A 26063-nucleotide genomic window follows, 5' to 3' on the forward strand; every position below is an offset into this window, starting at 1 on the left:
CCCTTTACCCCTTCCCCATTCCCCTTTACCCCTTCTTCCCAATGCCCCATGCCCAATGCCCTATGTCCTATGCCCAATTCCAAACTTTTAACTTTCAGGATAGAGGGGCACCAAGGGGTGAAACCACAAGATTATGACTGCGAGCTACTTAGTAAAAATCTTGTTAATTGAGGACAATCTGGCTGAAGCTAGGCTGTTGCAAGAGTTTCTGAAGCAAGCACAGTCCAAAGAGTTTACGCTGGTTCATGTGAAACGATTGCAGGAAGCTCTCCAAGAACTACGTCAAGACACTTATGATGTCATTCTCTTGGATCTTACACTGCCTGACAGTCAAGGATTGTCATCTTTACCTCCTTTGATTATTAATGCTCCTAGCGTCCCAATCGTTGTACTTACAAATACCAACGATGAAGAACTGGCAATTGAAGCAGTACGGCAAGGGGCACAAGATTATTTAGTCAAACGGCAGGTGAATACAGATGTTTTGGTTCGCTCTGTGCATTATGCAATCGAGCGTAAGCAAGTTTTAGAGACATTACGCACCGTTAATCAAACACTACAAAGCCGAGTTGAAGAACGAACTGCGGAACTGGTAAAAGCTAATGAACTTAACCAATTCAAATCGGAGTTTGTTTCGATGCTTTCTCATGACATCCGCAATCCTTTGAATACTATTCTCTTGGCTGCTGGATTGTTACAAAACAACGACGACAAATTAACTAAAGAGAAAAAACATACTCATTTGCAGATGATTCGTTCGGCAATCAAAAATATGGCAAAAATGTTAGATGAGGTGTCATTCATCGGTAAAGCAGATTCAGGTAGACTTTCGTGTCAACTTAGCCCCCTCAACTTAGAAGCATTCTGCCGCCAACTTGTTGAAGAAGCTCAACTAACTGTCAGGGAAAAGCATCTCACTTTAGTTTTCGCCAGCTTTGGGGAATTAAGCGATGCTTTATGGGATGAAAACCTGTTGCGCCACATTTTGGGTAATTTGCTTGGTAATGCCATTAAGTATTCATTACCAGGTGGTAAAGTCCAGTTTGAGCTAATCGCTCAAGAACATGTAGTAATATTTCGGATTCAAGATTGGGGCATTGGCATTCCCCAAAACGACCAAAAACAATTATTTCAGCCTTTTCATCGTGCCGAAAACGTCGGTTCAACACCTGGTACCGGCTTGGGATTAGCAATAGTTAAAAAGTGCGTTGATGCACACAGGGGCGAAATTGCAGTTGATAGTAAAGTTGGCTTCGGTACGACATTTACTGTCACGTTACCTTTGATCAAAAGTTAAGCTGTTAGAAAAAACTTTAGCCTGTCTGTGAATTTATGCCAGAATTAACAATTAAACCTCTGTGTTACTCTGCGTAAACCTCTGCGCCCCTTTGCGTTTAAAAATAAATTCTAGGATTCACCACCAGCAAATAAAGGCAAAATAAGCGCTGCAATCATTCCAACTACCACTATTACTTCTATAATTTTTAAAGGCAAATTATTTTGCTGCCAATTACTAATGGCTGTTCCAAAATTAGCTGATAAATTACTCCACCAATTACGAACACGATTCAACCAATAACTAGGACTATCTTCAGGACGTACCTTCAACAAAAACATAGAGACTAATAACGGTAAACCACCCACTTTACTAGATATTAAAATATGAATTGCTAAACAGCAAACTATCACAATCCAAGCACTTAAGTGGAGGTAATACCAACTGTGATTCAACTCTCCTATTGGCAGCCATTCTTCTTTCATCATTCTGCCAGAAACTACAGCTAATACAGAAGCTATCAGCATCAGTGTATTGGCAATTCTTTGCAAGCTAACCCACCAAATTGGCTTACCAACTTGAGTTAAATTCTTTAAAGAATCTTCTTGCAACAGCCGTTTATTTCCTGCATGAAAACTGTAGAGGGCGAACGCTGGTAAAGCAGCAAAGAACATGACTGCAAATGTACCGTGAATATCTATAATTGCATCGACACGAGGAATTAGTATTTTACCAAATCTACCATCGAAGGTATTGTAAACCAAAAATCCTGTAATGATGGCGGCGATCGCTAGAATGCCACTTACACCATGAAGAATTCGCAGTAAAAAAGGTTGATAGCGAGTATAACGGGACATAAAAAAATTTGATTTTTAATAGAACAGTTCGTCACGCTAAGACGCACCATACTTGTTTTTAAGAAAAGTCAGGAATTGTAGATTTTTCTAAATTCGCTACTAATTTCACGCCAAATTCTTCTTCAAATACTCCTTTTTTAAAATTTAAACTCCACAGTTCTAAGGCACAATCATCATTAAGTTGAAATGGAAACACTTGCAAATTAACCTGTTTAAATTCTGGATAATACTCACATTTAACTCCGGCGATCGCCCCAATTTGCCGTCTATCTAATGCTACTGCTAATCTCAAAATACTACTCAATTGACTAACTATTTGTCGGTGCTGTTTACTCAGCAAATTACGATAATTTTCGTGCTTTTTCTTAGGTGCAGATTTGCGATGATAACGCGCTAAATTGGCAATAATTTCGATCTCGGTTTCGGTATAGCCGAGTAATTCACCATTACGAATGAGATAGTAAGAGTGCTTGTGATGGGCCGAATGGCTAATATAATGACCGCAATTGTGTAATATCGCAGCAGCCCAAAGTAATTGTCGCTCGTTGACACCCCAGTTGTGGAGTGTACCCTGAGTTTGGTCAAATAAACTGAGGGCAAATAAAGCCACGCGATCGCTATGTTCTAATTTAATTTGGTACTTATTCGCATGTTTTAAGACACTCCGTTGACGCACTGAACCTTGGTAACGCAGTCTATCTTCAATTAAACCGTGGGCTAGCATCCAATCTACAATCACGCCTTCCCGCAGGGAACGCCCACAGGCTGTTATGGATTCAGCACCCAACAAAGTCATAGCTTCTTGTAAAATCACCGCACCAGCTAAAATCACTTCAGCCCGCTTATCTGGCATACCTGGTATAGCAGCCCTTTCGAAATGGGTCATTTTCCGTAAGCGATTTACCCACTCTTGTAAGTCTTGAAAACTAAATTGGTAGCCATTAAGGGTAGAAGGAACAGAACCTAAATTCTCCCGCGCATGGATCATGGCGAGGGTTTCAATCGTGCCAGAAGTGCCAATTAACCGGGGAGATTCGCCAAACTGGATATTTGCCAGGACTTCGTCTACAGCACGTTCTAACATACCTCGTGCATAGGCTTGTAGGTACTGAAACTCTATATTGCTGATGGGGTCGGTGGTGATTATCTCGCTAGTGAGTCGCACTGCACCAACTTTAGTACTGGTAAGAGTCCGCGGTTCATGACAGTCCCCCAAAATTAATTCTGTGGAACCACCACCAATATCGATAATCATCTGGGGTTGGTTGTGAAATTCCATCCCCGACAACACACCTAAATAAATGCGTCGCGCCTCTTCTTGTCCAGAAATCAAGTCAACGCTTAAACCTAATTCTGTATCTACTCTGTGTAAAAAATCTCGTCCATTAGGAGATTCACGTACAGCACTAGTAGCCACAGCTACGATTGTTTCAGCGTTGAAGGTTTTGGCAACTTCTTGGAAGCGTCTCAAAGCTGCGATCGCTTTTTCAATAATCTCTGGTTTCAGTTCCCCAGTAGTAATATTGCGATCGCCCAATCTCACGGTTTCTTTTTCTCTGGCGATGATGCTAAAAGCTGGTAGAGTCGGGTCAATTTTTACTACTACCATGTGCAGAGAATTTGTTCCCAAGTCAATGGCAGCAATAATCCGTTGTTGCTTAACTAGTTGAGTACTAATACTCTCCCAGTTAGGTGAAACTAAATTTAATCCCATATCACATATTATTAATAGTTTTAGCTGATGATTTTTCTGGAATACTCAAAAATACTGTCTTTAATATTTAATAACGAATCTAGCTTGTTTCGTTTTGAGTAAAAAGAAGAAGTTGTTAAGAAGTGCGTAGAAGCTCTGCTTCTTGTCGCCAGACATCACTTCACTTCACAAAGATTTACCTGTTAAGGCTACACTTGGGAACTACCAGCTTGAAAAATTTGTTGAGCAATCAGGTTTAATTGGGGAAAAGTAGGTGATACAATACGGTCGTCGCCTCTAAAGCGAGTAACTTGATATTCACCATCAATTAATTGATAAATAGATATAGTAGGTTGTTTGGGGTTGCCAGTGAACTTTTTAGCGCCTAGACCGAGATAATCTACAACCCAGTATTCAGGAATGCCAATACCTTCATACTTACCCTGTTTTGTGTAGTAGTCATCATCCCAGTTGCTACTAACTACCTCAACTACTAAGGGAATTGATGCTGCAAGGCTTACAGTTGATTCTCTTTTCCATAGCGGCTCATTCACTAAATTAGGGCGATTGAGTAATAGTACATCTGGGGAGTAACCAGATTCCGAGGTCAAAGGTTTTACCAGTGCAGTTTTAGGGATTGTATAGGGTAAATTTAATCGATCAAATTCTACTGTTAGTTTTCTTGCTATAAAACCAACAACGTCTTCATGGTCTCCTGCTGGTTGTGCCATTTCCACAATCACGCCATCATGTAATTCGTACCTTCCTCCTTCGGGTCGCCACGCTGCAAAATCTTCAAAGGTTACTAGTTTGCGTAAGGCTTGAATCATAATAGTCGTTTTGGTCATGCCGCTTTCTTGCATCTGTCATACCATCAAAGATTCAGGCAAAAACATTTCTTCAGTGACGATATATTTACCATACTTGCATATCTTTGATTCTCCCTTTAAGGATAAATATTGCTATATATGGAGTTAGTTGCTCTCCTCACTGCTGATAAAATGCTAAAGTTTAGTTTTTTATTTTTATGTTAAGTACGCCAGAACGCAACCCAGAACCTTTATGGTTGGTTATTGTCCAGCTTTTGCGGTGGCATAAACCAGAAGGACGATTAATTTTAATGATTCCTGCTCTTTGGGCTGTGTTTTTGGCAGCCTCTGGAAAACCGCCCTTACCTTTAGTTGGCGTGATTATATTGGGTACTTTGGCCACAAGCGCGGCTGGTTGTGTAGTCAATGATTTGTGGGATCGAGATATAGATCCACAAGTAGAGAGAACCCGCGATCGCCCCCTTGCTTCCCGTGCCCTTTCTATAAAAGTTGGTATTGTAGTTGCCATAGTAGCAATGGCATGTGCCGCAGGTTTGGCATTTTATCTTAACCCCCTAAGTTTCTGGTTATGTGTCGCAGCAGTGCCTGTAATTTTGCTTTATCCAGGGGCAAAACGTGTGTTTCCAGTTCCACAGCTAGTTCTTTCAATTGCCTGGGGTTTTGGCGTATTAATTAGCTGGAGTGCAGTCACGCAAAACCTTTCACCTGCAACATGGTTTCTGTGGGGGGCGACTGTACTATGGACATTGGGATTTGATACTGTTTATGCCATGAGCGATCGCGAGGATGACCAACGCATAGGTGTTAAATCTAGTGCCTTATTTTTTGGAGATTATGCATCTGTAGCTATTGGTATTTTCTTTGTTGGTACAATTATTTTCCTAGCTTGGTTAGGTATTTCTATTCACCTGAAGCTGGCTTTTTGGATTAGTTTAGTAATTGGTAGTATTGGCTGGTTTTGGCAGTTTCTCCAATTACGAAAACCAGATTTACCTAATTCTGCTTATGGCATAATGTTTCGGCAAAATGTATGGATTGGTTTTATATTGCTGGCTGGGATGATCATCGGTTCTTTTTAAACCAGAGCGATCGCATTTCCAGCATTTACTTAAAAGTTAAATTTTTGCATATCAGCAAAGCAATTATAGCTATCGCCAGCCAGTTAGTTTAGGACATAAACTCGATCCTACAACCTTCATACCAAAAGACTTTCAAGCCTATTGCCTGTTACATTATTTACCTGTAAGCTTAACTAGACCAACACCACCGAAATATAGCCCCAGCACTGCTCCTGCTAAAAGACTCTGGGTAAGGGGATCAGTAGAAGGTGTGAGGATGGCTCCTAAAACCACTGCTCCCATGATCACGAAACGCCAACCAGCTATCATTCTTTCAGAAGAAACAATACCTAAATTACCGAGCAAAAGTTGGATAATCGGAATTTGAAACGCCAAACCAGTACTGAATAACAACAGCAAAACAAATTCAAAATATTTGTCAATTGACCACAGCTGCTCTACGACATCTGCTCCATAGCTGATAAAAAATCTCAAAGCTGCGGGGATGAGAAGCAAATAGGCAAATACTAACCCTGCACCAAACAATACACTTGATCCCAAAACTACAGGCCCTAGTAAGCGACGTTCGCGGCGAGTCAGCCCTGGCAAAACAAACTGGATAATTTGGTAAAGAATGAAAGGGCTAGCAAGTACCAAACCGCTATAGCCTGCAACTTTGATGGAAACAAAGAAATATTCTCCTGGAGCCAGTTGGAGAAATTTTACTCCTTGAGCTGGGACTTCCAGTAACTGCACAATCGGCTTAACGGCCAGAAAACAGCCGACAACACCAATTATTACAGCAATCAGAGAGTAGAAAATTCGCTGTCGTAACTCTTCTAGGTGGTCGAACAAAGACATTTCGACCTCTCCTGGCAACTCATCAAAAGGATCATTTTCCAAGTTGCCATATTCTTCTTGGTCAATATCTGGAGTAGGGATAGTGTCTACATCTTGTGAAGGTGTCATGAGTCCGCTAGTAGGCAACATTTATTAACTATTTTATCTGGGGAAGCAGCTACGAAAATATGTTTTTGGCTACTAGGGAATTTTATCCTGATTTGCGGGATGGACTGTGCATAAGTTAATGGGAAGCCATCTTGTAGACATATCTACACTCAACAACGGTGGAACAGATAATTTGTAAATCACGTCTCTGCGGCCAGTAGCATTAAATAAATTGACGCAACATCAAGATACAATGCTCAGTTTTTAAACTCCGGTTTATCAAGATGGTGTCTATACATAACGCGATCGGAAATTTTTTGCTGAGGTTTGTATGAATAGGACAATTTACATTGGACTAATGGCATTGCCTGTTTATTTATATACTGCCGAGGCCAGCTTTGCTAGTAGTGGCAACATACGAATTTTGCAAGACCAGATCTCTATAATCAAAGCTTTAACTGTCCACAGTAAAAATACTCAGTTACACTTACTTCCGTGGCAGATATTTGCCAGAGACGAACAAACAGGAGAGTGCCTGCGCTCTGGTGACTGTAAAGATTGATAGATTTGGAACTAATTTATACAAGAATAGGCATTTATTTATGCAAAAATCGGCTGTAAATTTAAAACAAAAACACGGAGAACATCTTCACCAGATAAATGCTTAGGAGATTGCAAAATTTCAGGTGCTTGATTAGGACGATAAATAATGACTTGTTGATCTTTAGGATTGATTAACCAACCAAGTTGTAAACCATTTGTTAAGTATTCCTGTATCTTAGCTTGAGTATCTTTTATATCATCAGTTTCTGAAACTAATTCCACTGCAAAATCTGGACACAAGGGGAGATATTTCTTTTTTTGTTGCGGTGTGAGAGCGTCCCACCGTTCCGTCTTTACCCAGGAAGCATCAGGAGAACGAGTTGCGCCATTGGAAAGTTTAAAACCAGTGGAAGAATCAAAAGCTTTTCCTAAATTATTTTGACTATTCCAAAACCATAGTTGACCTAACAAATCAAAATTACGGTTTCCCGTTTCTCCGCCAGTGGGTGACATAATTACTAACTCTCCTTCAGCAGTTAACTCCAAACGCAACTCTTTATTTACAGCAACAATCTGCTCAAATTCCTCATCTGTAAATTTGAGATTAGGAGGTAATTGTAAAATTAAAGCAGTCATAATTAATTCTGTTCCACTAAAATGCTATTTGTGTCAAGGAAGTGGTAAAGGGGAAATCAGCATCTGGGAAGATAAATTCAATTTGTTTGAAGTACTACAAAATTCTACATAAAACTACCTTTCATTCTACTGAATATTTTTAATATTCCTAAAAGTACCTATTTTTATATTATAGATTTTGGCAATTTGTATTGTTAGTAGTATTGCTGCTGACTTAAGGAATGGCATAATTGCTGTGTTACCTATAAAATATAAATATTTTAAATTATCTCAAATTTATACTAGTTTGGTTATTGATTTGATGGGATGAAATTAAACCAAATCATAAATATACAAAGTAAACAAATTTATTAAGCAGATTTCGTCATCCCATTTCTGAAGTGAACCTGACTAGTTATGCTCCTAGATTTAGAAAGATTTTATCAGGCTTGTAATCCGAGCAGACCTCTAATGATAGGAAATGCTACCGATCGCCGATACTATATTGATTTTGCGGCGGTGCGGGGTGGCAAAATCATTGAGGCTCTGCAACGTACTATTACTCGGATATCACCGAATACGCCCACCTGTCAGCTATTTACGGGGCATCTAGGCTGTGGGAAATCAACAGAATTGTTGCGACTGAAAGCAGAGTTAGAAGAGCAAAAATTTCATGTAGTTTATTTTGAGTCTACCCATGTCTTAGAAATGGCAGATGTGGATGTGACTGATATTTTGTTGGCGATCGCAGGTCAAGTCAGCGAAAGCCTAGAAGCAATGAAAATTCGACTCAAACCCAGCTACTTTACTAAATTATTTGCTGAGGTTATCGATTTTATGCAAACGCCAATTGAATTAGGGGTAGAAGCAGAGTTGTCTGTAGGTATCGCCAAAATTACCGCCAAAACTAAAGAAAGTCCCCAATTGCGGCGGCGGTTAAGAGATTATTTAGAACCGCGTACCCAAAATATTTTGCAGTCAATTAATCAAGAACTATTAGAGCGTGCTAATCAACAACTCAAAGCCTTGGGTAAATCAGGATTAGTAGTAATTGTTGACAACCTAGATCGAGTAGCAATTCGTCCTTTACCATCCGGGCGATCGCTACCAGAATACTTATTTATTCAGCGAGGCGAGCAATTACGCAAACTAAATTGTCATATCGTCTATACGATTCCCCTAGCCTTGACTTTTTCCAACGATAGCGCCGAACTTCAGCATCGCTTGGGGGGTGGAGTAGCTCCGAAAGTTTTACCGATGATACCCGTGCGTCTGCGTTCTGGTGAAGTTTTCAACCAAGGGTTAGCAATGATCCGCCAGATGGTTTTAGCGAGAGCCTTCCCAGAGATTCTGCCAAGCGATCGCTTAAACTTGATTACAGAAGTATTTGATAATTTAGCAACATTAGATCGGTTGTGCCTGATTAGTGGTGGTCATGTGCGCGACTTACTAGGACTGCTATATGACTGTCTGCGAGAACAAGATCCGCCTTTTGAGCGAGAATGTGTGGAGTTGGTGATTCAAAGACAAAGAGACTACCGAGTTAATGCCATAGATCCCCATGAGTGGGAACTAATATTTCAAGTCATGCAACAGCAAAAGGTGAGAGGAGATATAGAATATCACACTTTATTGCGGAGTTTGTTTGTTTTTGAATACCGCGACCATCAAGGAGCTTGGTTTGCCGTCAACCCCGTTTTAGAGGAAACGCAAAAATTTAAATCATGGTTGAACGACACCCACAAGCAAATATAACAGCAGCTAACGAACGGGCTTTGCGGAGTCTAGGGAGGGCAATTTCTCTCTCTAACGGCCAATTTTCTGTGGTTTTAGTGTGCTGCAACTATCGAGTCTTGCAAGAGCAAATACTGCAACAACTCGCAGAAAGATTTTTAGGAACGCACTACATTCAAAAGGTAGTTCTGCCTCACAATGCCAGGACTCTGTATACAAGTATTCATTTACAGATACTTACTGATGAGCAACCACCATTAGCATTGATGGTTTTGGGTTTAGAGTCAGTGGAGGGAATTGATGATTTATTGAGTTCAGTCAATCAGATTCGGGATGAATTTCGCAAACGTCATCCATTTCCCATGATTGTATGGGTGAATGATCAAGTATTGCAAAAAGTGGCACGCTTAGCACCTGATTTTGCTAGTTGGGCCGCTACACCAATTAGATTTGAAATGACAACTCCCCAGTTGCTGCAATTTTTGCAACAAGAAACTGATTCTTTGTTTGCCAAAGTGCTGCCAACTGATGCTGTAGAACCCCAAAAAACTCAAGTAGGCGATAATCATTCCACCTTAGAGCAAGTCTGGGAACATAGCGATGAGCTTCAATTTGCCATTAAAGAGTTGCACGATCGCGGCATTACCTTAGAACCAGAATTACACGCCAGTTTAAAATTTGTTTTTGGTCTTGATAATTATGTGAGCGATCGCATCAATATAGCTTTAAACCATTTTCGCCAAAGTTTGCAAATTTGGCAGCATTTAGCACAGCAAAATCACCCAGAAAATCACATTCCAAAACTTCCAAGTTCCTGGGGTACAGAATTAGAAATTGTCAACAATTACACTTCACCTCCACTAAGACAGGGAGTTTTGCTATTTTATGTCGGTTTATGTCACTGCCGCCTAGCAGAGCAAAATCGCACAGAAAATCGCCGCCATTGGGAAGCGGCTAAATCTTATTTTCAGCAATGTTTAAATATTTTGCAGGTAGCTCAGCGTCCAGATATAGTTGCTGAGTTTATTGGTCAACTTACAGAAGTTTTACAACATCTAGAACAGTGGTCAGAATTACAAATTATTGCCGAACAATCTTTAGAGTTACATCAAACTTATGGCAGTCAAATCCAACTTGCTTGCGACTATGGTTTTCTAGCACAAGTGGCAGTACAAGAGTCACGATGGGTACAGGCGAGTGTATTAGCCCATGTATGCTTACTAAAATTAGGAGAAGCGCAAAAACATAATGATCCCCATCACTGCTTATTTCCCTTACTCTTGGCACAAGTTTATTATTTAATTTTAGCAAAAGCACAGCGAAATTTAGGTGAACGAAAAGTAGCGGGGGAATATTTAGAAAAAGCTAGCAAAGAACTACCAAAAGCTTTAGAAAATAGCGCTCATCAATACGATGCCCATCGTTATATTCGATTGTTGCGGACATTGCGATCGCTTTATTTTGAAGCAGGTAGATATTTAGAAGCCTATTACATTAGACAAAAACGGCGTTCTGTCGAACAGCAGTATGGCTTTCGGGCTTTCATTGGTGCAGGGCGTTTGCAACCCCAACGCCAAGTGACAAACCCAGCTTTAATGTCTCCCTCAAGTAGCAGCACTATTGCCCTAGAAATTGCCGCCTCTGGTCGAGAGCGAGATATTAATAACTTGATTGGCAGAATTAGCCGCGCCGATCAAAAGTTGACAGTAATTCACGGGCCATCAGGGGTAGGCAAGAGTTCTACTGTCACAGCGGGTTTAGTACCGGCATTGCAAAATCGGGCAGTGGGCGATCAAATTGCCGTGCCTGTAGTCTTGCAAGTTTATACTGACTGGGTGCAAGCATTAGGAAAATCTTTGAGCGAGTCTATATCTCATATTAAAAAAGAAGTAGCTCTTGCGCCGGAGGATTTGCCTGACTCTACCCAACTCGTTAATATTGATGAAATTATCCAACAATTACAAGAAAATGCTAATAATCATCTGATCACCGTTTTAATTCTCGATCAGTTTGAAGAATTTTTCTTTGGATATAGCGATCGCCAGCAAAAACAAGAATTTGATAAATTTATTAGTCAGTGTTTAAATATATCCTTTGTGAAAGTTATTCTCACCTTACGAGAAGATTATTTGCATCGGTTATTAGAGTTTAAACATCTCTCTGCATTAGAAGCAATTAACAATAATATTCTCGATAAAAATATCCGCTACCAATTAAATAATTTTTCTCCAGAATATGCCAAAGCCATTATTCGTCAGCTAACAGGACGTTCTCAATTTAACTTAGAACCTGCCTTAATTAATGCTTTAGTTGATGATTTAGCAACAGAATTAGGAGAAGTTAGACCTATTGAATTGCAAGTTGTGGGAGCGCAACTCCAAGATGAGCGAATTACTACCTTAGAGCAATATCAGCAATATAGACCAAATAAACTTATTGAAAGATATATCAAAGAATTAATTAAAGATTGCGGCCCAGAAAATGAACGAGCAGCGTTATTGGTCTTGTATTTTTTAACAGATGAAAGCAAGCAACGCCCTTTTAAAACTCGTGCGGAATTAACAGCAGAATTAGCTGAAATCGAAGATGCTGCCAAATTAGAGTTAGTATTGGACATTTTAGTGAGTTCCGGTTTAGTAGTACTGTTTCCCGATATGCCGGAACGCTATCAACTAATTCATGATTATTTAGTAGACTTGATTCGTTATCTCCAACAACAAGAATCGAGTTTACAAGCCCAACTTAACCAACTGCGTTATAAAGTAGAACAAAGCCAATCTGAGATTGAGCGACTCAAAAACGAACTCAGCCAAAAAAAGCAGCAAGCCAAACTAATAAATATTCATCCCCAACCAGGATTAGATTTAGTTGCAGAATTACGAGAACTACGCAAGCGTGAAGAATTGAGTCAGTTAGAAATTGAGCAATTGCGAGCTGAACTCAAAGAAAAAGAATTAACTGCTCAACTAGCAGAAAGTCAAAAACAACAAAGGCTGAGTGAAGCGCGATTAAACCGCACACTGAAAATTGCTTTGGCTGCTTCATTTCTAGCCATATTAGGGTTAAGCGTCTCTATTGTTACAGCAGTAGATAGCGAAATTAAAACCCTCAGTGTATCTAGTGAAGCTCTATTTGCTTCCCAAAAAGGACTTGATGCTTTAAAAGAAGGTTTAAAGGCAGGTAAAAAACTACAACAAGCTGTTTGGGTAGATATTTCTACGAGAGAAAAAGTACAGACGGCGCTATATCAAGCACTTTCAGGAGCGAGAGAATATAACCGTTTAGAAGGACATAATTCTGGGGTAAATAGCGTTACATTTAGCCCCGAACGCTCTTTAATTGCTTCGGCAAGTGCAGATAATACAATCAAACTTTGGCGCTTTGATGGTAGTTTAGTGACGACTTTATCGGGACATGATGATGTCGTCAATAGCGTTACATTTAGTCCTAATGGACAACTTTTGGCATCTGCTAGTCAGGATAAGACAGTCAAACTCTGGAGTCGGGATGGTCAGCTGCTTACCACCTTACTTGGTCATGAGGGTGTAGTAAATAATGTTAGTTTCAGCCCTGATAGTCAATTCATTGCTTCAGCTAGTACAGATAAAACGGTCAAATTATGGAGCCGAGACGGCAAATTACTCCACACATTAAAAGGGCATAATCTGGCGGTTTTGGGCGTAGCTTGGTCGCCTGACGGTCAAACCATCGCTTCTGCTGGTGCTGACAATAGTATCAACCTTTGGAATCGGGATGGTCAGTTGCTCAAAACTTGGGAAGGACACGAAGACGCGGTGAAAAGTATTACCTGGTCGCCGGATGGTCGGATTATTGCCACCGCTAGTTTAGACAAAACTATTAAACTTTGGAATACCACAGGTCAGCTGTTGAGGATTTTGTCAGGCCATAGTGCAGGAGTTACTAGTGTCAATTTTAGCCCTAATGGTAATACTATTGCCTCAGCCAGCACCGACGAAACGATCAAACTTTGGACTTCCCAAGGTGTGCTGCTAGGAACTTTAAAAGGACATAATAATTGGGTCAATAGCGTCAATTTTAGTCCAGATGGTCGCACCCTGTCTTCTGCTAGTCGTGACAAAACTATCAAACTTTGGCATTGGGATGAGGTGCTGCTACGAAATCCCAAAATTAATAATGACAATTGGATTACTAGTATTAGTTTTAGCCCAAGCGATCGCACTTTAGCAGCAGCAAGTCAAGATCAAACTATCAAACTTTTAAGTCGCAATGGTAAATTGCTCAGTACCTTAAAAGGTCATCAGGGTCAAGTTTGGGGCGTTAGCTTTAGTCCTGATGGTCAGACTATCGCCTCGGCTAGTAGAGATAAAACACTGAAGCTTTGGGGTCGTGACGGTAAACTACTAAAAACCTTGCAGGGTCATCAAGATGCGGTTTTGGGCGTGGCTTGGACACCTGATGGTCAAGAAATTGCCTCGGCTAGTAAAGATAAAACAGTGAAGCTTTGGAGCCGAGACGGTAAACTAATCAAAACCTTGCAAGGACATCAAGATGCAGTTAATTGGGTCAGCTTTAGTCCTGATGGTAAGCTTTTAGCCTCTGCTAGCGATGACAAAACCGTGAAGCTTTGGAACCGTGGTGGTAAATTACTACATACCCTAAATGGGCACAGTCGTCGAGTCAACGGGGTAGCATGGTCGCCTGATAGTCAGGAGTTAGCCTCAGTTAGTATTGATAGCACGGTCAAACTTTGGAGTCGGGACGGACTTTTGTTAAGCAATCTCGTAGGGGACGGCGATAGTTTCATTAGTGTCAGTTTTAGTCCCGATGGCAAAACTTTAGCTGCTTCTAGTGATAACAAAGTCAGGCTTTGGAACCGACAAGGAACTTTGTTAATTGCTTTGAAAGGTGATAAAGAAGAGTTAACTAGTGTCAGCTTTAGTCCTGATAGCAAGACTCTGGCTGCGGGTAGTGGTAACGGTACAGTGATTTTCCGCGATCTGGAAGATATCAAACTAGAAAATTTACTAGCGCGGGGTTGCAACTTATTACAAAATTATTTACAGACTAACCCGAAAGTTACAAGAAGCGATCGCGCCTTGTGTTTTGGTAGATGATACTAATTCGTAATTCGTAGTAAAGCTGACTTAAAAATACTCCTTCGACCAATATCAACATGGAGACTCCAATGCCCCATGCCCAATACATCTTATTAAACTAAAGTAATTACAGTTACTTCTGGCGGACAAAATAAGCGTCCTGGTCGATAAGTTCCCAAGCCACGATTAACATACAATTGATTGTCTGCAACTTGGTGAAACCCCTGCGCCCACTCCCAATATCGCACTACTTTTGAACAATCTCCTAATAAAAAGGGTACCCAACGCCGCATTTTTTTGGGTAGTTGTTTCAGTAGCTTTTTATAATGAAAAACCACAGGGCCAATGCCTGGGATCACAATATGACCACCGTGGGTATGACCCGATAATTGCAGATCTACGCGCCACTGTGCCAATATTTTGGCAGTATCTGGGTTGTGAGATAAAACAATCCGAGGTATGGCTGGGTCTATTTGCTTCATAACTGGTGCAGGACTAAATTCTTTTGACCAATAATCAGCAAGTCCTACTAGTGGTAATTCTTGCCCTAATGGATAGGCAATTTCATTCCAGAGGACGTGAACCCCAATACTAGTGAATGCATCTGTAACTTCTGCTTGGGAGTGACTGTAGTGTATGTCATGGTTGCCGAGTACAGCATAAATACCATAGCGACTTTGTAGATGTTTGAGTCGTAACACAAGTTGATGAATCGGTGTGGGATCGTCAGTGACGTAATCACCAGTTAATACAATTAAATCGGGTTCAGCTTCGTTAGTAGCAACGATCGCTTCTTCTAACATTTTTTCCGATAGCCGCAAACCATCATAATGAAAGTCTGACAATTGTACTAATCTTGTACCTTGTAAAGATGGGGGAAGTTCCGCAATCTTAACCGTTAATTTATCTACACTTAAACAACCCGTAAACAACCAGTGCATAATACGATAGATACTCCTCATACCAGCGTTTACAGCTTATCAAAAATTAAAATGTATCTCGAATAAATGCAAAAATTTAATATGAACTTATTAATTTTATAGGGTGATGTCTCTAACTTATGGCGAATAAAATAGGCCTTTTGATAGATGATTTTTCCCTATTCTCTATTCCCTTTCATATATAAAAACAATAACCCCTGCATTTGCGGGGGTTATTCATTGGTCTTCCACTAATTGTAATTAAAGATTCAAAATGGCGCGATCGCCCAACAAATTGCAGCTAAGATAGCGGCGATTATATAAAATACGGCAACTACTTGCAATTCTGACCAGCCGGTTAATTCTAGGTGATGGTGTAGAGGAGCCATTTTAAACAAACGCTTACCTTTCCCATCTGGCCCCTTGGTGGCTTTGTAGTAACTCACCTGTGCCATTACAGAAAGAGTTTCTACGAAAAAGATACCACTGAGAATAAACAAAGCTACTAAGCTGTTTGTTAGCAGTGCTACAGCCGCTAAAGCTCCTCCCAGTGCCAAAGAACCAGTATCACCCATAAAAACACGGGCTGGGTTGCGGTTATGGGCTAAGAAACCTAAGCAACTACCACTTAAAGCCGCACAGAAGACCATTAATCCTAAAGATGTAGGGGCTACTAATGCGCCTAGCGCCAGTAAAGCGATCGCCACTGTTCCTGCGGCTAAGCCATCAATGCCATCAGTTAAATTAGTTGCATTACTCTCTGCAACTAACACAAACCCAGCCAAAGGCCAGAATAAAAAACCTAATGGTAATACCCAGCCCACTCCAGGCAAAGCAATATTTGTAATATTAGCTGGTTGATTAAACATCAACCACAGACAAAACACGACTGCAAAACCAACTTGCAAAGCCAGTTTCATCCGGGGAGATATACCTTTATTAGACTTACGGCGGAGGATTTGCCAATCATCAATCCAGCCAATAAACCCATAGCTGAGTGTCAAAGCTGAGACAGCAAGTACTTCTTTAGTAAAATCAGAACAGACACAGGCAATTATCACAGCTACGGGGATAAAAAATATACCCCCCATTGTTGGTGTCCCTGCCTTTTTTAAATGAGCTTGTGGCCCATCTTCGCGGATTATTTGCCCAGTTTTGAGTGCTTGTAACAGGGGTATGACTACGTACCCGATAACAGCCGAACTCACAGCACCCAACAAGAGTGGCAGAGTCAGCGACATACCTTGCAAGGGCAATCTATTGCCCATCCAATCAAAAATCAGTGCTGCTACACCTAGCCCGGTGGCTAAACAAGAAGCTAGACCGATACCAGAAAAATTCAATCCTTCGTTAGGAGATAATTTAGCGTCCACGGAAATTTCCCTTCACTCCACACTTACAAAACTGAACAGCAGGGACGATAGATATCACCAAGTTTCAACCTGCCTCAACAGGCTAATCTTCGCTTATGCTCACATCATCGTCATCATCAAGATCGTAGTCGTTGATGCCGTCTTCTCCACCGAGAAAATCTGATATTTCTTCGTGATCTTCATTCCGAAGATCGCGTTCGTGAACTTCACGGGCTATGAGACGACCGTTAGTTTGCAACCAGTCCAACAAAGAGGACTCTTGCTTTAAAGGAATTACAGTAGCTCGCTGGTTACGAGGTGCTTCACGTAAAGGAGAATTCAACATACGACCAATACACAAGAGGGTTTATGTAACTAGACATTAAGAAGTCTATCACTTGACACGGAAGAATTTAGTTATTCATACATTCAACTCGTGGGTTGATAAATCCGCAAGCTGGCAAAAATCTTTTATTTAATACTGGCAAGGCAATTAGAAATAGATTCTTATTAATTTGCACGGCTTTATACATAGGACATTAATATCGACTTAATAAAGGTGATAGGTGATAGGCAATGATGGGAAAAGCGGCTTTAATCGATGCGATCGCTGGTACTAATCGCGGTTTACTGGCAAGTGATCAGCAAAAACAGGCTATCTTAGTGGCGATCGCTAACTTAGAAGACCTTAACCCTACACCGTGTCCGGTGGAAGCAAGCAACTTGCTAGATGGCAATTGGCGATTACTATACACCACTAGCAACGGTCTTTTAAACTTAGATCGCGTACCTTTGTGTAAACTTGGTCAAATTTATCAGTGTATTCGGGTAAATACTACCAGCGTTTACAACATAGCTGAGATTTACGGCTTACCATATCTCGAAGGATTAGTGAGCGTAGCTGCGAAATTTGAACCAGTTTCAGGTCGTCGTGTCCAAGTAAAATTTCAGCGGTCTATTGTCGGTTTACAACGTTTAATTGGGTACAGTTCACCAGAAAACTTTATCCAACAAATTGAAGCTGGTCAAAAATTTACGGCAATTGATGTTCCCATCAACAGTGATACACAACAAGGCTGGTTAGACATCACTTATATAGATAGCGATTTGCGAATTGGCAGGGGCAACGAGGGTAGTGTGTTTGTTTTAAGCAAAACATAGGAGTTTTTACATAAAGCATTTGCGAACGAACTTAGTCGATTGTAGGAACTTTGTCAAGGAGGGTGTGACCTCATTTTAGGTTTGGCACGTGAGGATTAGAACTACCGAGAGAGGGAGATAGGCATTAGGGGAGCAGGAGGAGTAAATAACTAACTTTTGACTGTTGACCGTTGAACATTAACCAATTAGATAAATAACTTAATAAAGCCTCTAGCAGAGACCTTCAGGTTGTAGAGTGAAATCAATTAGCCCCATATATTGGCGATTGATAACTAAAAGGGAAAATAATCATGGTTCAACGTGGTTCTAAAGTACGTGTTCTCCGCCCCGAATCCTACTGGTTTCAGGATTTAGGAACCGTGGCTTCTGTTGATCAAAGCGGCATCAAATACCCAGTAATTGTCCGGTTTGAAAAGGTAAATTACGCTGGTATCAATACCAATAACTTTGCCCCGGATGAATTAATCGAGGTAGAAGCACCTAAAGCTAAGCCTAAAAAATAAGCAGCAAAGCCTAAAAGGGATTATTTGATGAGATGATGAAGGGAAGCCTTAAGTATGAAGTATGAAACTTTCATTTCTTTCATCCTTCAACATAGCCTACTCTACTCTACAAGAAACCGACCTGCGGGTATTTACGGGTTCTTTTTGGTAGTGTGGTCAGCTACCAAGAGGTGTCTACATATTTCTTCGTCTTGTCTGCTTTGATCCCTAAAGTACATCAAATTGTTTGCTTAATCAGCTTTAATGCCTGAATTGCCTGAAGTTGAAACAGTCCGAAGGGGTCTAAATCAATTGACCCTCAACCGAGAAATTACGGGTGGAGATGTGTTGCTCAATCGCACCATCGCCTACCCGTTTTCTGTCGGTGAGTTTATTTATGGAATAAAAGGAAGTAGCATTGCTGCTTGGCATCGTCGCGGCAAATATCTCTTAGCTGAACTTACTCCATCTCCCGCCACCTGTTGGTTAGGAGTTCATCTACGAATGACTGGTCAATTGCTGTGGCTGCATCAAGATGAGCCATTACACAAGCATACGCGGGTGAGATTATTTTTTGGGGATCAGCAAGAATTGCGCTTTGTTGACCAACGCACCTTTGGTCAAATGTGGTGGGTTCCCCCAGGTGTGGCAGTAGAAAGTATTATTACTGGTTTGGGAAAACTCGCCTTAGATCCGTTTTCACCAGAATTTACAGTGGATTATCTTGCTGCAAAACTGCAAAACCGCCGCCGTCCGATTAAAACTGCACTGTTAGATCAGTCTGTGGTGGCAGGATTAGGCAATATCTATGCTGATGAAGCACTGTTTAAAAGTGCAGTGTTACCAGAGACTTTATGTACAAATTTGCAGTTAAAGCAAATTGAGCGTTTGCGGAGTGCAATTATTCAAGTATTGGAAACTAGCATTGAGGCTGGAGGCACAACTTTTAGTAATTTCCTCAATGTTAAGGGGATCAATGGTAATTATGGTGGTGTTGCCTTAGTTTACAACCGTACTGGAGAGCCTTGTCGGGTTTGTGGTGAATTGATCCAACGGATTAAGTTAGCTGGTCGTTCCAGTCATTTTTGCCCCCAGTGTCAGACCCCTACGGGGAATTAAAAATTAAAAATTAAAAATTAAGAACCCTACAACGAAAAGTGGGCGCTTCACGGTTTCCGTGCGCCCAACTTTTCAAGACAGCGAAAAGTTCTGCAAAGAGTAGTTTACGACTTGAGCGAAATACCGTGGGCTTGTATCTTTGATAATTAGCTTGTCAGCGTTAATTGAGTTTCGCTAATATTCAATGTATTTGCATGTTGATCACGAGCTAAGATCCTCTGTAAAAGAATCTGCGAATTTTTAGAGGGCAACTCATGGCGGTCAAAAAAGGAGATATGGTTCGCGCTGTGCGCGACAACCTGGAAAACAGTACAGAAGCACTAGCCAGTGATACTCGCTTTCCTTCGTATTTGTTTGAAAGTCAAGGCGAAATTGTAGATGTTAAAGGTGATTATGCCTTGGTGAAGTTTGGAAAAGTTCCTACACCAAATATTTGGTTACGCTTGGATCAACTCGAAGAGTTTAAATAGTTTTTAGTTTTTAGTTTTGTAGTGAGTTAGCGCGGTGAAGCAGTGCGTTGGGCGGGTTCCCAAGGCACTCCGTTGGGCGGCTATGCCGACTTGAAGGAAGTGCCGCCGACTTAAAGCAACTGCTGAACCCGTAGGGTCTTGGGGGTTTCCCCCATGAGCGACTAACGTTAGCGTAGCGGTAGCGACGTTAGGAGCGTCACCCGAAGGGTAAGCACTTTAGTGCTTAGAAGAGTCAGGACTAAAGTCCTTACTACAAACTTACTTTAAACTTGAAGACTTTATCTAACCCGCCTTCGCTGAAAGCGTTCCTGTAATTATGATTTCTTCTCCTGAGTCCCCCATTCTGTGTCGTTTACCCCGTGTAACCATCGTTGGCGCTGGTAGGGTTGGTAGTACCTTAGCGCAACGTATTGCAGAGAAAAATCTAGCAGATGTGGTATTGCTAGATATCGTTGAAGGAATGCCCCAAGGTCTGGCACTAGATTTGATGGAAGCTAGGGGAATTGAACTACATAATCGCCAGATTGTTGGTACAAACAATTATGCTGATACCGCTGGTTCCCAAATTGTGGTGATTACCGCCGGACTTCCCCGCAAACCAGGGATGAGTCGGGATGACTTGCTGAAAACTAATGCCAAGATTGTTGTGGAAGCAGCCAAGAATGCGATCGCCTGTTCTCCCCATGCTATTTTTATAGTCGTCACTAATCCTTTGGATGTGATGACTTATTTGGCTTGGCAAGCTACAGGTTTATCACGAGAGCGAATTATGGGTATGGCTGGCGTGTTAGATTCTGCTCGCTTTGAAACCTTCATCGCTTTAGAATTAGGAGTGTTACCTGCTGATGTTAAGGCGATGGTATTGGGTAGTCACGGCGATTTAATGGTTCCCTTGTCTCGTTATGCCACTGTCAACGGCATTCCCATCACAGAATTGCTGGATGCAGCCACAATTGAACGTTTAGTGCAGAGAACTCGCAATGGTGGTGCGGAAATTGTGGAATTGATGCAGACAGGTGGAGCATTTTTTGCCCCGGCTTCTGCTACGAGCGTGATGGTGGAATCGATTTTGTTGAATCAATCGCGGTTATTGCCTATTGCAACATATCTGCAAGGCGAATATGGTTTAGAAGATGTTGTAATTGGCGTTCCCTGTCGTTTGGGTTGCGGTGGAATTGAGAATGTCTTGGAATTAAATCTTAGTGATAGTGAAAGAGAAGCTTTGCATACTTCGGCTCAATCTGTGCGTCAAAATATTGTGAGAGCGCAAGAAATTTTGGCGATTAAATAATAGGTTTACATGGAGTTTTTTTAGTAAATTTGCTTTTGAATAAGCAATAATTTATGTAAATTTTTTATCTTAGCGACACCAAATTTGGGTGTCGTTTATTTTTTATGAATCAGTCCCACTGTAACGCTGATATATTCAGCAATTTCCCGGTTATTTATCCGGGCTAAATAATTTAAAAAGATACAGTTGTGATTTTTTGGTCAAAAGAATATATCCAATATGTCATCAAAAAAAACAGCCCAAACTCAAACTCGTCTTTTGCTAGCTTTGTGGGATTTGGGAGGAAAACAGCAAGAAGTAAAAAAAGGACAACTTACGAAGCGGATTGTAGCCAAAGGTAAGAAAGCAGCAGATTATCAGGATGTATTTGAAGGATTACAGCAACAAGGAGCGATCGCAATCTCCAAAAAGGGATACTCTCTAACATCTCCCAAGGGTTTAGAGGTATTGGGTGATGGTTTGAGAAGTGATGATTTTAAATTTGAAGGGACGATTGTCGGAACTTGGGCGGCGAATGCGTTAGTGAAGTGGATTAGTCAGATTGATGTTGCGAACGCTAGTGCAGATGTACCAGTTAATGGTAAGAGTGCGATCGCTTCTTACGACGAGTTTAAATCAGTGGCGTTGGAAGTCTACGACAAGCTGAACCAAAACTATAACTTAAACGATCTTGTGCCAATTTATCGCATCAGGAGAGAAATAGGCGAACGAGTTAGTCGTACAGAGTTTAATGATTGGCTGCTGGAAACGCAAGCTAATGATATTTTTCAGCTGATGACTGGAGAGATACCAGACTTTAATTCTGATAAACGTGACGACTCAATCACCATACCTGGAGTAGGATTACGCTCTTACGCGAAGCGTTTGAATTAATCAGATTCCCACTAATCCCCGTGCATTAAGTTACACCTTATAGAATCACTATGACCAATAACCTTACGTCTCCCATAGAAGCTGTCAATGCTGCCATTCAAAGCCACAATCCATTTATAAACTCTGGCATTGTTAAAGAACAGGATATTTGGAAGAAGAAATCGCCAGACGTACCTAGCTTAAATGCCCATGCTTCTGATGCAGTTTTTCGAGCAATTGAATTAGTGCGAACAAGTCAATCTAGTCAAGACAAAGTGACTTCAATTGCTATAACTGCACAGCAGGGAGTTGGTAAAACCCACCTCCTTAGTCGCATTCGTCATCATCTCGAAAAAGAAGGTGGTGCTTTATTTGTGTATGCGAGCGCTAATAACTATACAGATTTAAATCTGGTTAAGTACCAATTCCAGCAAACCTTGGCAGATAGTCTAAGTAAAAGTGGTAGCCAAGAAGTAATGCAGTGGCAAGAAGTAGCCGCAGCTATGGTAAGCGAAGTTAAAACTGATAATTCCTCCACTCCAGCAGAGTTAGTAAAAAAATTTGACCAAGTGTATGCAAGTAGTTTGGCTAAAAACAAAAACTTGATGAATGCTCTGCAAAAACAAGTTATCAAAACTAAAACCAATGCAGATCCCTATATTCTTCGGGCTATTTTGTGGACGCTTTCAGAAACTCAAGCACCTTTTGCAATCAAATGGTTATCTGGTGGAGAATTAGCTCAAGTTAATGCTGATGAGTTAGGACTACCTAATCCTAGCAAAGCAAATCAAGATAGAGAAGCTGAAGCTCTTAAAAATATTCAGCAAATATTGAATCTGGTTAGTTTTTATAACCCAGTCGTTATTTGTTTTGACGAAATAGATGTTAAAAATAACTCTACTGAGGATGGGTTTCCAACCGAAAGCGTAATTGCTAATTTGGTCAAAATTCTCCATGACACTCTCGAAAATTCTGAACTTAGTCAAGGTGTTGTTATTCTCACAGTAATGTTGCCTGAAACATGGAGAGATAAAGTAAATTCTATGCCAGGTGGTACGCCTGATAGAATTTCAAAGTATACACAAAGAAAACCACTAGAGTTAAAACACGTTAGTGGCGATTCTATGGTTGAATTAGTCACCGTTTGGTTGAAAGAATTTTACAGTAAAAAAAGTTTAATTCCTACTCATCTACTTTACCCATTTAAAGAAAGTAAGCTAAGAGAATACGGCAAAGTAAGTAAGCCCAGTGTCAGGGAAGCTCTGCGATGGTGTGCAGATAATTTTAAGATTGATGATGAGCCACTTCCATCTGCTCCATTTGAGAGGTTTGCTCTGGCATTCAAAAGAGAAAGCGAGGCAGATATTGGAGATTACTTAGAGAATAGTGACCTAATTGCTGAAGCTCTCTATTTTGGCTTTTTAACTTTAAAAAATCAGACTTTAGAAGGAGTAATGATTGAAGAAGTTACAACCGATGTAAAGCCTAAAGCATATCATATAAAACATTATATAGACTTCAAAATTATTGGTAATGAAGAAGGAAAAGAAGTCAAAATCGGCGTAGCTGTAATACAGTCTTCTCAAGTTACATTAACAGCAGGATTAAAATGGTTAATAGATTACGAAAAATATGATCTTACTCGCGGGTGTTTAGTTCGTTCTGAATCCAAAATAAAACAGATAAAAAATAATTCATCTGCATATAAATTACTAGACGAGCTTGTACTAAAAAGAGGTGGAGAACACGTAGATTTGATAGAAGAGCAAATTCGTCCACTTGTGGCAATTTTAGCTATTTCTCAAAAGCGGCAAAATTATCAATTAACAGAGGAGCATATTTTCGACCTTATTTCTAAGAATAAGATTACATTTGATAATCTTTTACTTCGAGAGATTTTAAGTAATCCGTCTGGTAATATTCCTAAACTTGATGATGAAGACGATGATAGTGGAGTAATAAAGGAATTAACAGATTTGTCTAGTAGGAGTGAAATAGAAGACGATGAGACTGAACTAATAGGGGAATTAACAGATTTATCTAGTAGGAGTGAAATAGAAGACTCAGACGAATTGAGCGGGTTGTAATTAAACATGAGTGAATCAATTTTGATTTATAACGCTCTATGTCTACCTGCTCCTGATATTGAAGCTTTAATACAAGGGCGAATTATTGCAGTCATGCCTCGTAAATTGCTTAATACTGAGCAGAAATTCGCTCTTTATCCCCTTGATTATTCAGCAAGTTTGCTTTCAATTGAGCAATACTACCACCCAAATTTTGTACCTCTTGCTCAAAGTGCTTTGACACAGTTAAATAGTCAAGGTATTTTGTTACAGCCTAAGCAAATAAGCTTACTTAAAAATGATGAACAGTTACAATTACCCCTGTTATCTCATGAGACAGTTTCAATTAAAGCTTGGGCTAAATGTGAACATTGCCAAATACTAGATCCGACTAAAAACTTAGATATTTTGTCTCAATTAACTATATGGAAAACAGAAGTATTTGAGGCAATTTTACAGAAACAACCGCATATTTTTTTGGCTTACTTGCGAGTTTATCATTTACCTCAATTATGTGCAGTTGTAGCTGAACCCAACATTCAAGAAAAACTAGGTAAATTTGTGGCTTTACCTAATATTGGTGCTTCTGAAGAAAAGCCAATATTAAACGATCGCACTTTCGCCCAACGCAAACACCAGTTAGAAAAACTAGAGCCACCCCTATATCCTGAACTAGAAGAATTACAGAGTGCGATAGCATCTTTAACTATTAGCCAACCAGTAGCGAAACAATTAGACGACGATATCAAAATATTTTTAGGTTGGAGTAGTGACAAGCTAATTAAGCAACCCGATCCAGATTTAGCTTGGATAAATAATATTGCAAAATTGGGCGATCGCAGCATCGAGCTAGAAGAGAAAAAAAGCAACTATCAAGCTGGTACAGATTTTGAAAACATCACACGTCAGAGTCTAGAGTTTTTAGGATTTAAAGTTGAAAGTGCTTACAAAGGTGGTGCTGGAGGGCTAGATTTATTTTGTTCCCAGCCTTACCCTCTAGTTTGCGAATGTAAGGCAGGTAAACTTATTCCTAGCCGTACTGTTGAAGAATTACTTAAGCTGGGTGGAATGCATTTAGGTAAAACTCAATTATTAGGCTCAGCTAAGTTAGTAATCGGCCCTGGTAATCCATCGCCAGATACACTGAAAGCTGCTAAAGAATGGGAAGTAAGTATTATTAACGCTATGACTTTACAAAAACTAGCTGAACTCAAAGCAAAATATCCAGGTGCTATTAATTTAGTCGAATTACAGCAATATCTACAACCTGAGCAAATTGACTACCAAATTGATAAATATATTGATAAAGCTGAAAAAGAAATCAATTTGCGATCGCAGATTATCACAGCAGTAAAAGAACTGTCTGAACAAGACAACGAAAGTTCAAAAGCTACACATCAGAGTTTTACAGTTACAGAAATTCGTGTTCATTACAATGCCACTCATACCCCCAAGCTAGCTGAAGAAGCGGTTAATGATTTATTGATTGAACTTTCTTCACCATTAACAGGCTATTTAGGAAGAAAAAAAGGAAGTGATTGGAAAAGCGATCGCTTTTACTTTTTACGCGATCTTCCAATTGTTCCAAAATAATATTACGTATCTCTTTATACCAAAAAAACTACTCGAAAAGGACTTTGGTGAGATCTCACCAAAATTAATTGCTAAAGATACTAGCCATTGCGAAATGTCTATGCTATATTAACAAAGGATTGAAA

General features: G+C 40.3%; 21 protein-coding genes. 13 read left to right on the plus strand and 8 right to left on the minus strand.

Annotation, left to right across the window (positions count from 1 at the left end; all coding sequences use genetic code 11):
- Positions 1-133: 133 nt before the first annotated feature.
- Positions 134-1297 (plus strand): hybrid sensor histidine kinase/response regulator, encoded by a 1164-nt coding sequence (locus I8751_RS05675; RefSeq protein WP_214438206.1) that lies wholly within the window; start codon positions 134-136, stop codon positions 1295-1297.
- A gap of 110 nt (positions 1298-1407) precedes the next feature.
- Here the strand turns inward: I8751_RS05675 and I8751_RS05680 are convergent, their stop codons facing one another.
- The 3 genes from I8751_RS05680 to I8751_RS05690 form a co-directional block, all read right to left on the minus strand.
- Entirely contained in the window at positions 1408-2133 is a 726-nt protein-coding gene (locus I8751_RS05680; RefSeq protein WP_214438207.1) for a cytochrome b/b6 domain-containing protein, read from the minus strand.
- 58 nt (positions 2134-2191) lie between these two features.
- Positions 2192-3847, minus strand: a complete 1656-nt coding sequence (locus tag I8751_RS05685) for a Ppx/GppA phosphatase family protein (RefSeq protein ID WP_214438208.1) — start codon at positions 3845-3847, stop codon at positions 2192-2194.
- 188 nt (positions 3848-4035) lie between these two features.
- A complete protein-coding gene (locus I8751_RS05690; protein WP_214438293.1) occupies positions 4036-4656 on the minus strand; it encodes a Uma2 family endonuclease in 621 nt (206 codons plus the stop codon).
- Positions 4657-4853: 197 nt separating this feature from the next.
- Between I8751_RS05690 and I8751_RS05695 the strand changes: the two genes are divergently transcribed.
- The gene (locus tag I8751_RS05695) at positions 4854-5735 is read left to right on the plus strand and encodes a 4-hydroxybenzoate solanesyltransferase (protein WP_214438209.1); all 882 of its coding nucleotides are present in this window, start codon (positions 4854-4856) and stop codon (positions 5733-5735) included.
- A 153-nt stretch (positions 5736-5888) separates the two neighbouring features.
- Here I8751_RS05695 and tatC read toward each other — a convergent pair whose 3' ends face one another.
- Positions 5889-6683, minus strand: a complete 795-nt coding sequence (gene tatC, locus I8751_RS05700) for a twin-arginine translocase subunit TatC (protein WP_214438210.1) — start codon at positions 6681-6683, stop codon at positions 5889-5891.
- Between the two features lie 310 nt (positions 6684-6993).
- Here tatC and I8751_RS05705 point away from each other — a divergent pair, with 310 nt between their 5' ends.
- Positions 6994-7224 carry a hypothetical protein gene (locus I8751_RS05705; RefSeq protein ID WP_214438211.1) on the plus strand — a complete coding sequence of 77 codons (231 nt, stop codon included), beginning with the start codon at positions 6994-6996 and terminating at the stop codon, positions 7222-7224.
- Between the two features lie 38 nt (positions 7225-7262).
- Here I8751_RS05705 and I8751_RS05710 read toward each other — a convergent pair whose 3' ends face one another.
- A complete protein-coding gene (locus I8751_RS05710; protein WP_214438212.1) occupies positions 7263-7841 on the minus strand; it encodes a Uma2 family endonuclease in 579 nt (192 codons plus the stop codon).
- A 396-nt stretch (positions 7842-8237) separates the two neighbouring features.
- Here I8751_RS05710 and I8751_RS05715 point away from each other — a divergent pair, with 396 nt between their 5' ends.
- Together I8751_RS05715 and I8751_RS05720 are read left to right on the plus strand one after the other, a co-directional pair.
- Complete coding sequence (locus I8751_RS05715; RefSeq protein ID WP_214438213.1) at positions 8238-9575, plus strand: P-loop NTPase fold protein; 1338 nt, start codon at positions 8238-8240, stop codon at positions 9573-9575.
- Positions 9545-14650, plus strand: a complete 5106-nt coding sequence (locus tag I8751_RS05720) for a WD40 domain-containing protein (protein ID WP_214438214.1) — start codon at positions 9545-9547, stop codon at positions 14648-14650. Before I8751_RS05715 ends, I8751_RS05720 begins: the two co-directional genes overlap by 31 nt.
- 95 nt (positions 14651-14745) lie before the next feature.
- Here I8751_RS05720 and I8751_RS05725 read toward each other — a convergent pair whose 3' ends face one another.
- From I8751_RS05725 to I8751_RS05735, 3 genes are all read right to left on the minus strand, one after another.
- Positions 14746-15573: a metallophosphoesterase gene (locus tag I8751_RS05725; RefSeq protein ID WP_214438215.1), complete on the minus strand. Its 828-nt coding sequence runs from the start codon at positions 15571-15573 to the stop codon at positions 14746-14748.
- A gap of 248 nt (positions 15574-15821) precedes the next feature.
- Positions 15822-16925: a phospho-N-acetylmuramoyl-pentapeptide-transferase gene (gene mraY, locus I8751_RS05730; protein ID WP_214438216.1), complete on the minus strand. Its 1104-nt coding sequence runs from the start codon at positions 16923-16925 to the stop codon at positions 15822-15824.
- A gap of 82 nt (positions 16926-17007) precedes the next feature.
- On the minus strand, positions 17008-17250 hold the full coding sequence (locus tag I8751_RS05735) for a DUF3134 domain-containing protein (RefSeq protein ID WP_214438217.1): 243 nt from the start codon (positions 17248-17250) through the stop codon (positions 17008-17010).
- Between the two features lie 230 nt (positions 17251-17480).
- On the opposite strand from I8751_RS05735, the gene I8751_RS05740 reads away from it, so the two are divergent.
- The 8 genes from I8751_RS05740 (at position 17481) to I8751_RS05775 (ending at position 25938) form a co-directional block, all read left to right on the plus strand.
- Positions 17481-18065 carry a PAP/fibrillin family protein gene (locus I8751_RS05740; RefSeq protein WP_214438218.1) on the plus strand — a complete coding sequence of 195 codons (585 nt, stop codon included), beginning with the start codon at positions 17481-17483 and terminating at the stop codon, positions 18063-18065.
- Between the two features lie 290 nt (positions 18066-18355).
- On the plus strand, positions 18356-18568 hold the full coding sequence (locus I8751_RS05745; RefSeq protein ID WP_214438219.1) for a photosystem I reaction center subunit IV: 213 nt from the start codon (positions 18356-18358) through the stop codon (positions 18566-18568).
- Between the two features lie 243 nt (positions 18569-18811).
- Positions 18812-19666, plus strand: coding sequence for a DNA-formamidopyrimidine glycosylase (locus tag I8751_RS05750; RefSeq protein WP_214438220.1), 855 nt, complete (start codon positions 18812-18814; stop codon positions 19664-19666).
- A gap of 254 nt (positions 19667-19920) precedes the next feature.
- Complete coding sequence (gene ndhO / locus I8751_RS05755; RefSeq protein ID WP_214438221.1) at positions 19921-20136, plus strand: NAD(P)H-quinone oxidoreductase subunit O; 216 nt, start codon at positions 19921-19923, stop codon at positions 20134-20136.
- Positions 20137-20452: 316 nt separating this feature from the next.
- The gene (gene mdh / locus I8751_RS05760; RefSeq protein ID WP_214438222.1) at positions 20453-21427 is read left to right on the plus strand and encodes a malate dehydrogenase; all 975 of its coding nucleotides are present in this window, start codon (positions 20453-20455) and stop codon (positions 21425-21427) included.
- 219 nt (positions 21428-21646) lie between these two features.
- Positions 21647-22300, plus strand: a complete 654-nt coding sequence (locus I8751_RS05765) for a hypothetical protein (RefSeq protein ID WP_214438223.1) — start codon at positions 21647-21649, stop codon at positions 22298-22300.
- Between the two features lie 50 nt (positions 22301-22350).
- A complete protein-coding gene (locus I8751_RS05770; RefSeq protein ID WP_214438224.1) occupies positions 22351-24366 on the plus strand; it encodes a P-loop NTPase fold protein in 2016 nt (671 codons plus the stop codon).
- 6 nt (positions 24367-24372) lie between these two features.
- The gene (locus I8751_RS05775; protein WP_214438225.1) at positions 24373-25938 is read left to right on the plus strand and encodes a DUF1802 family protein; all 1566 of its coding nucleotides are present in this window, start codon (positions 24373-24375) and stop codon (positions 25936-25938) included.
- The last annotated feature ends 125 nt before the right edge of the window (positions 25939-26063 follow it).

The organism is Atlanticothrix silvestris CENA357 (assembly GCF_016056295.1).
GTDB classification, from domain to species: domain Bacteria; phylum Cyanobacteriota; class Cyanobacteriia; order Cyanobacteriales; family Nostocaceae; genus Atlanticothrix; species Atlanticothrix silvestris.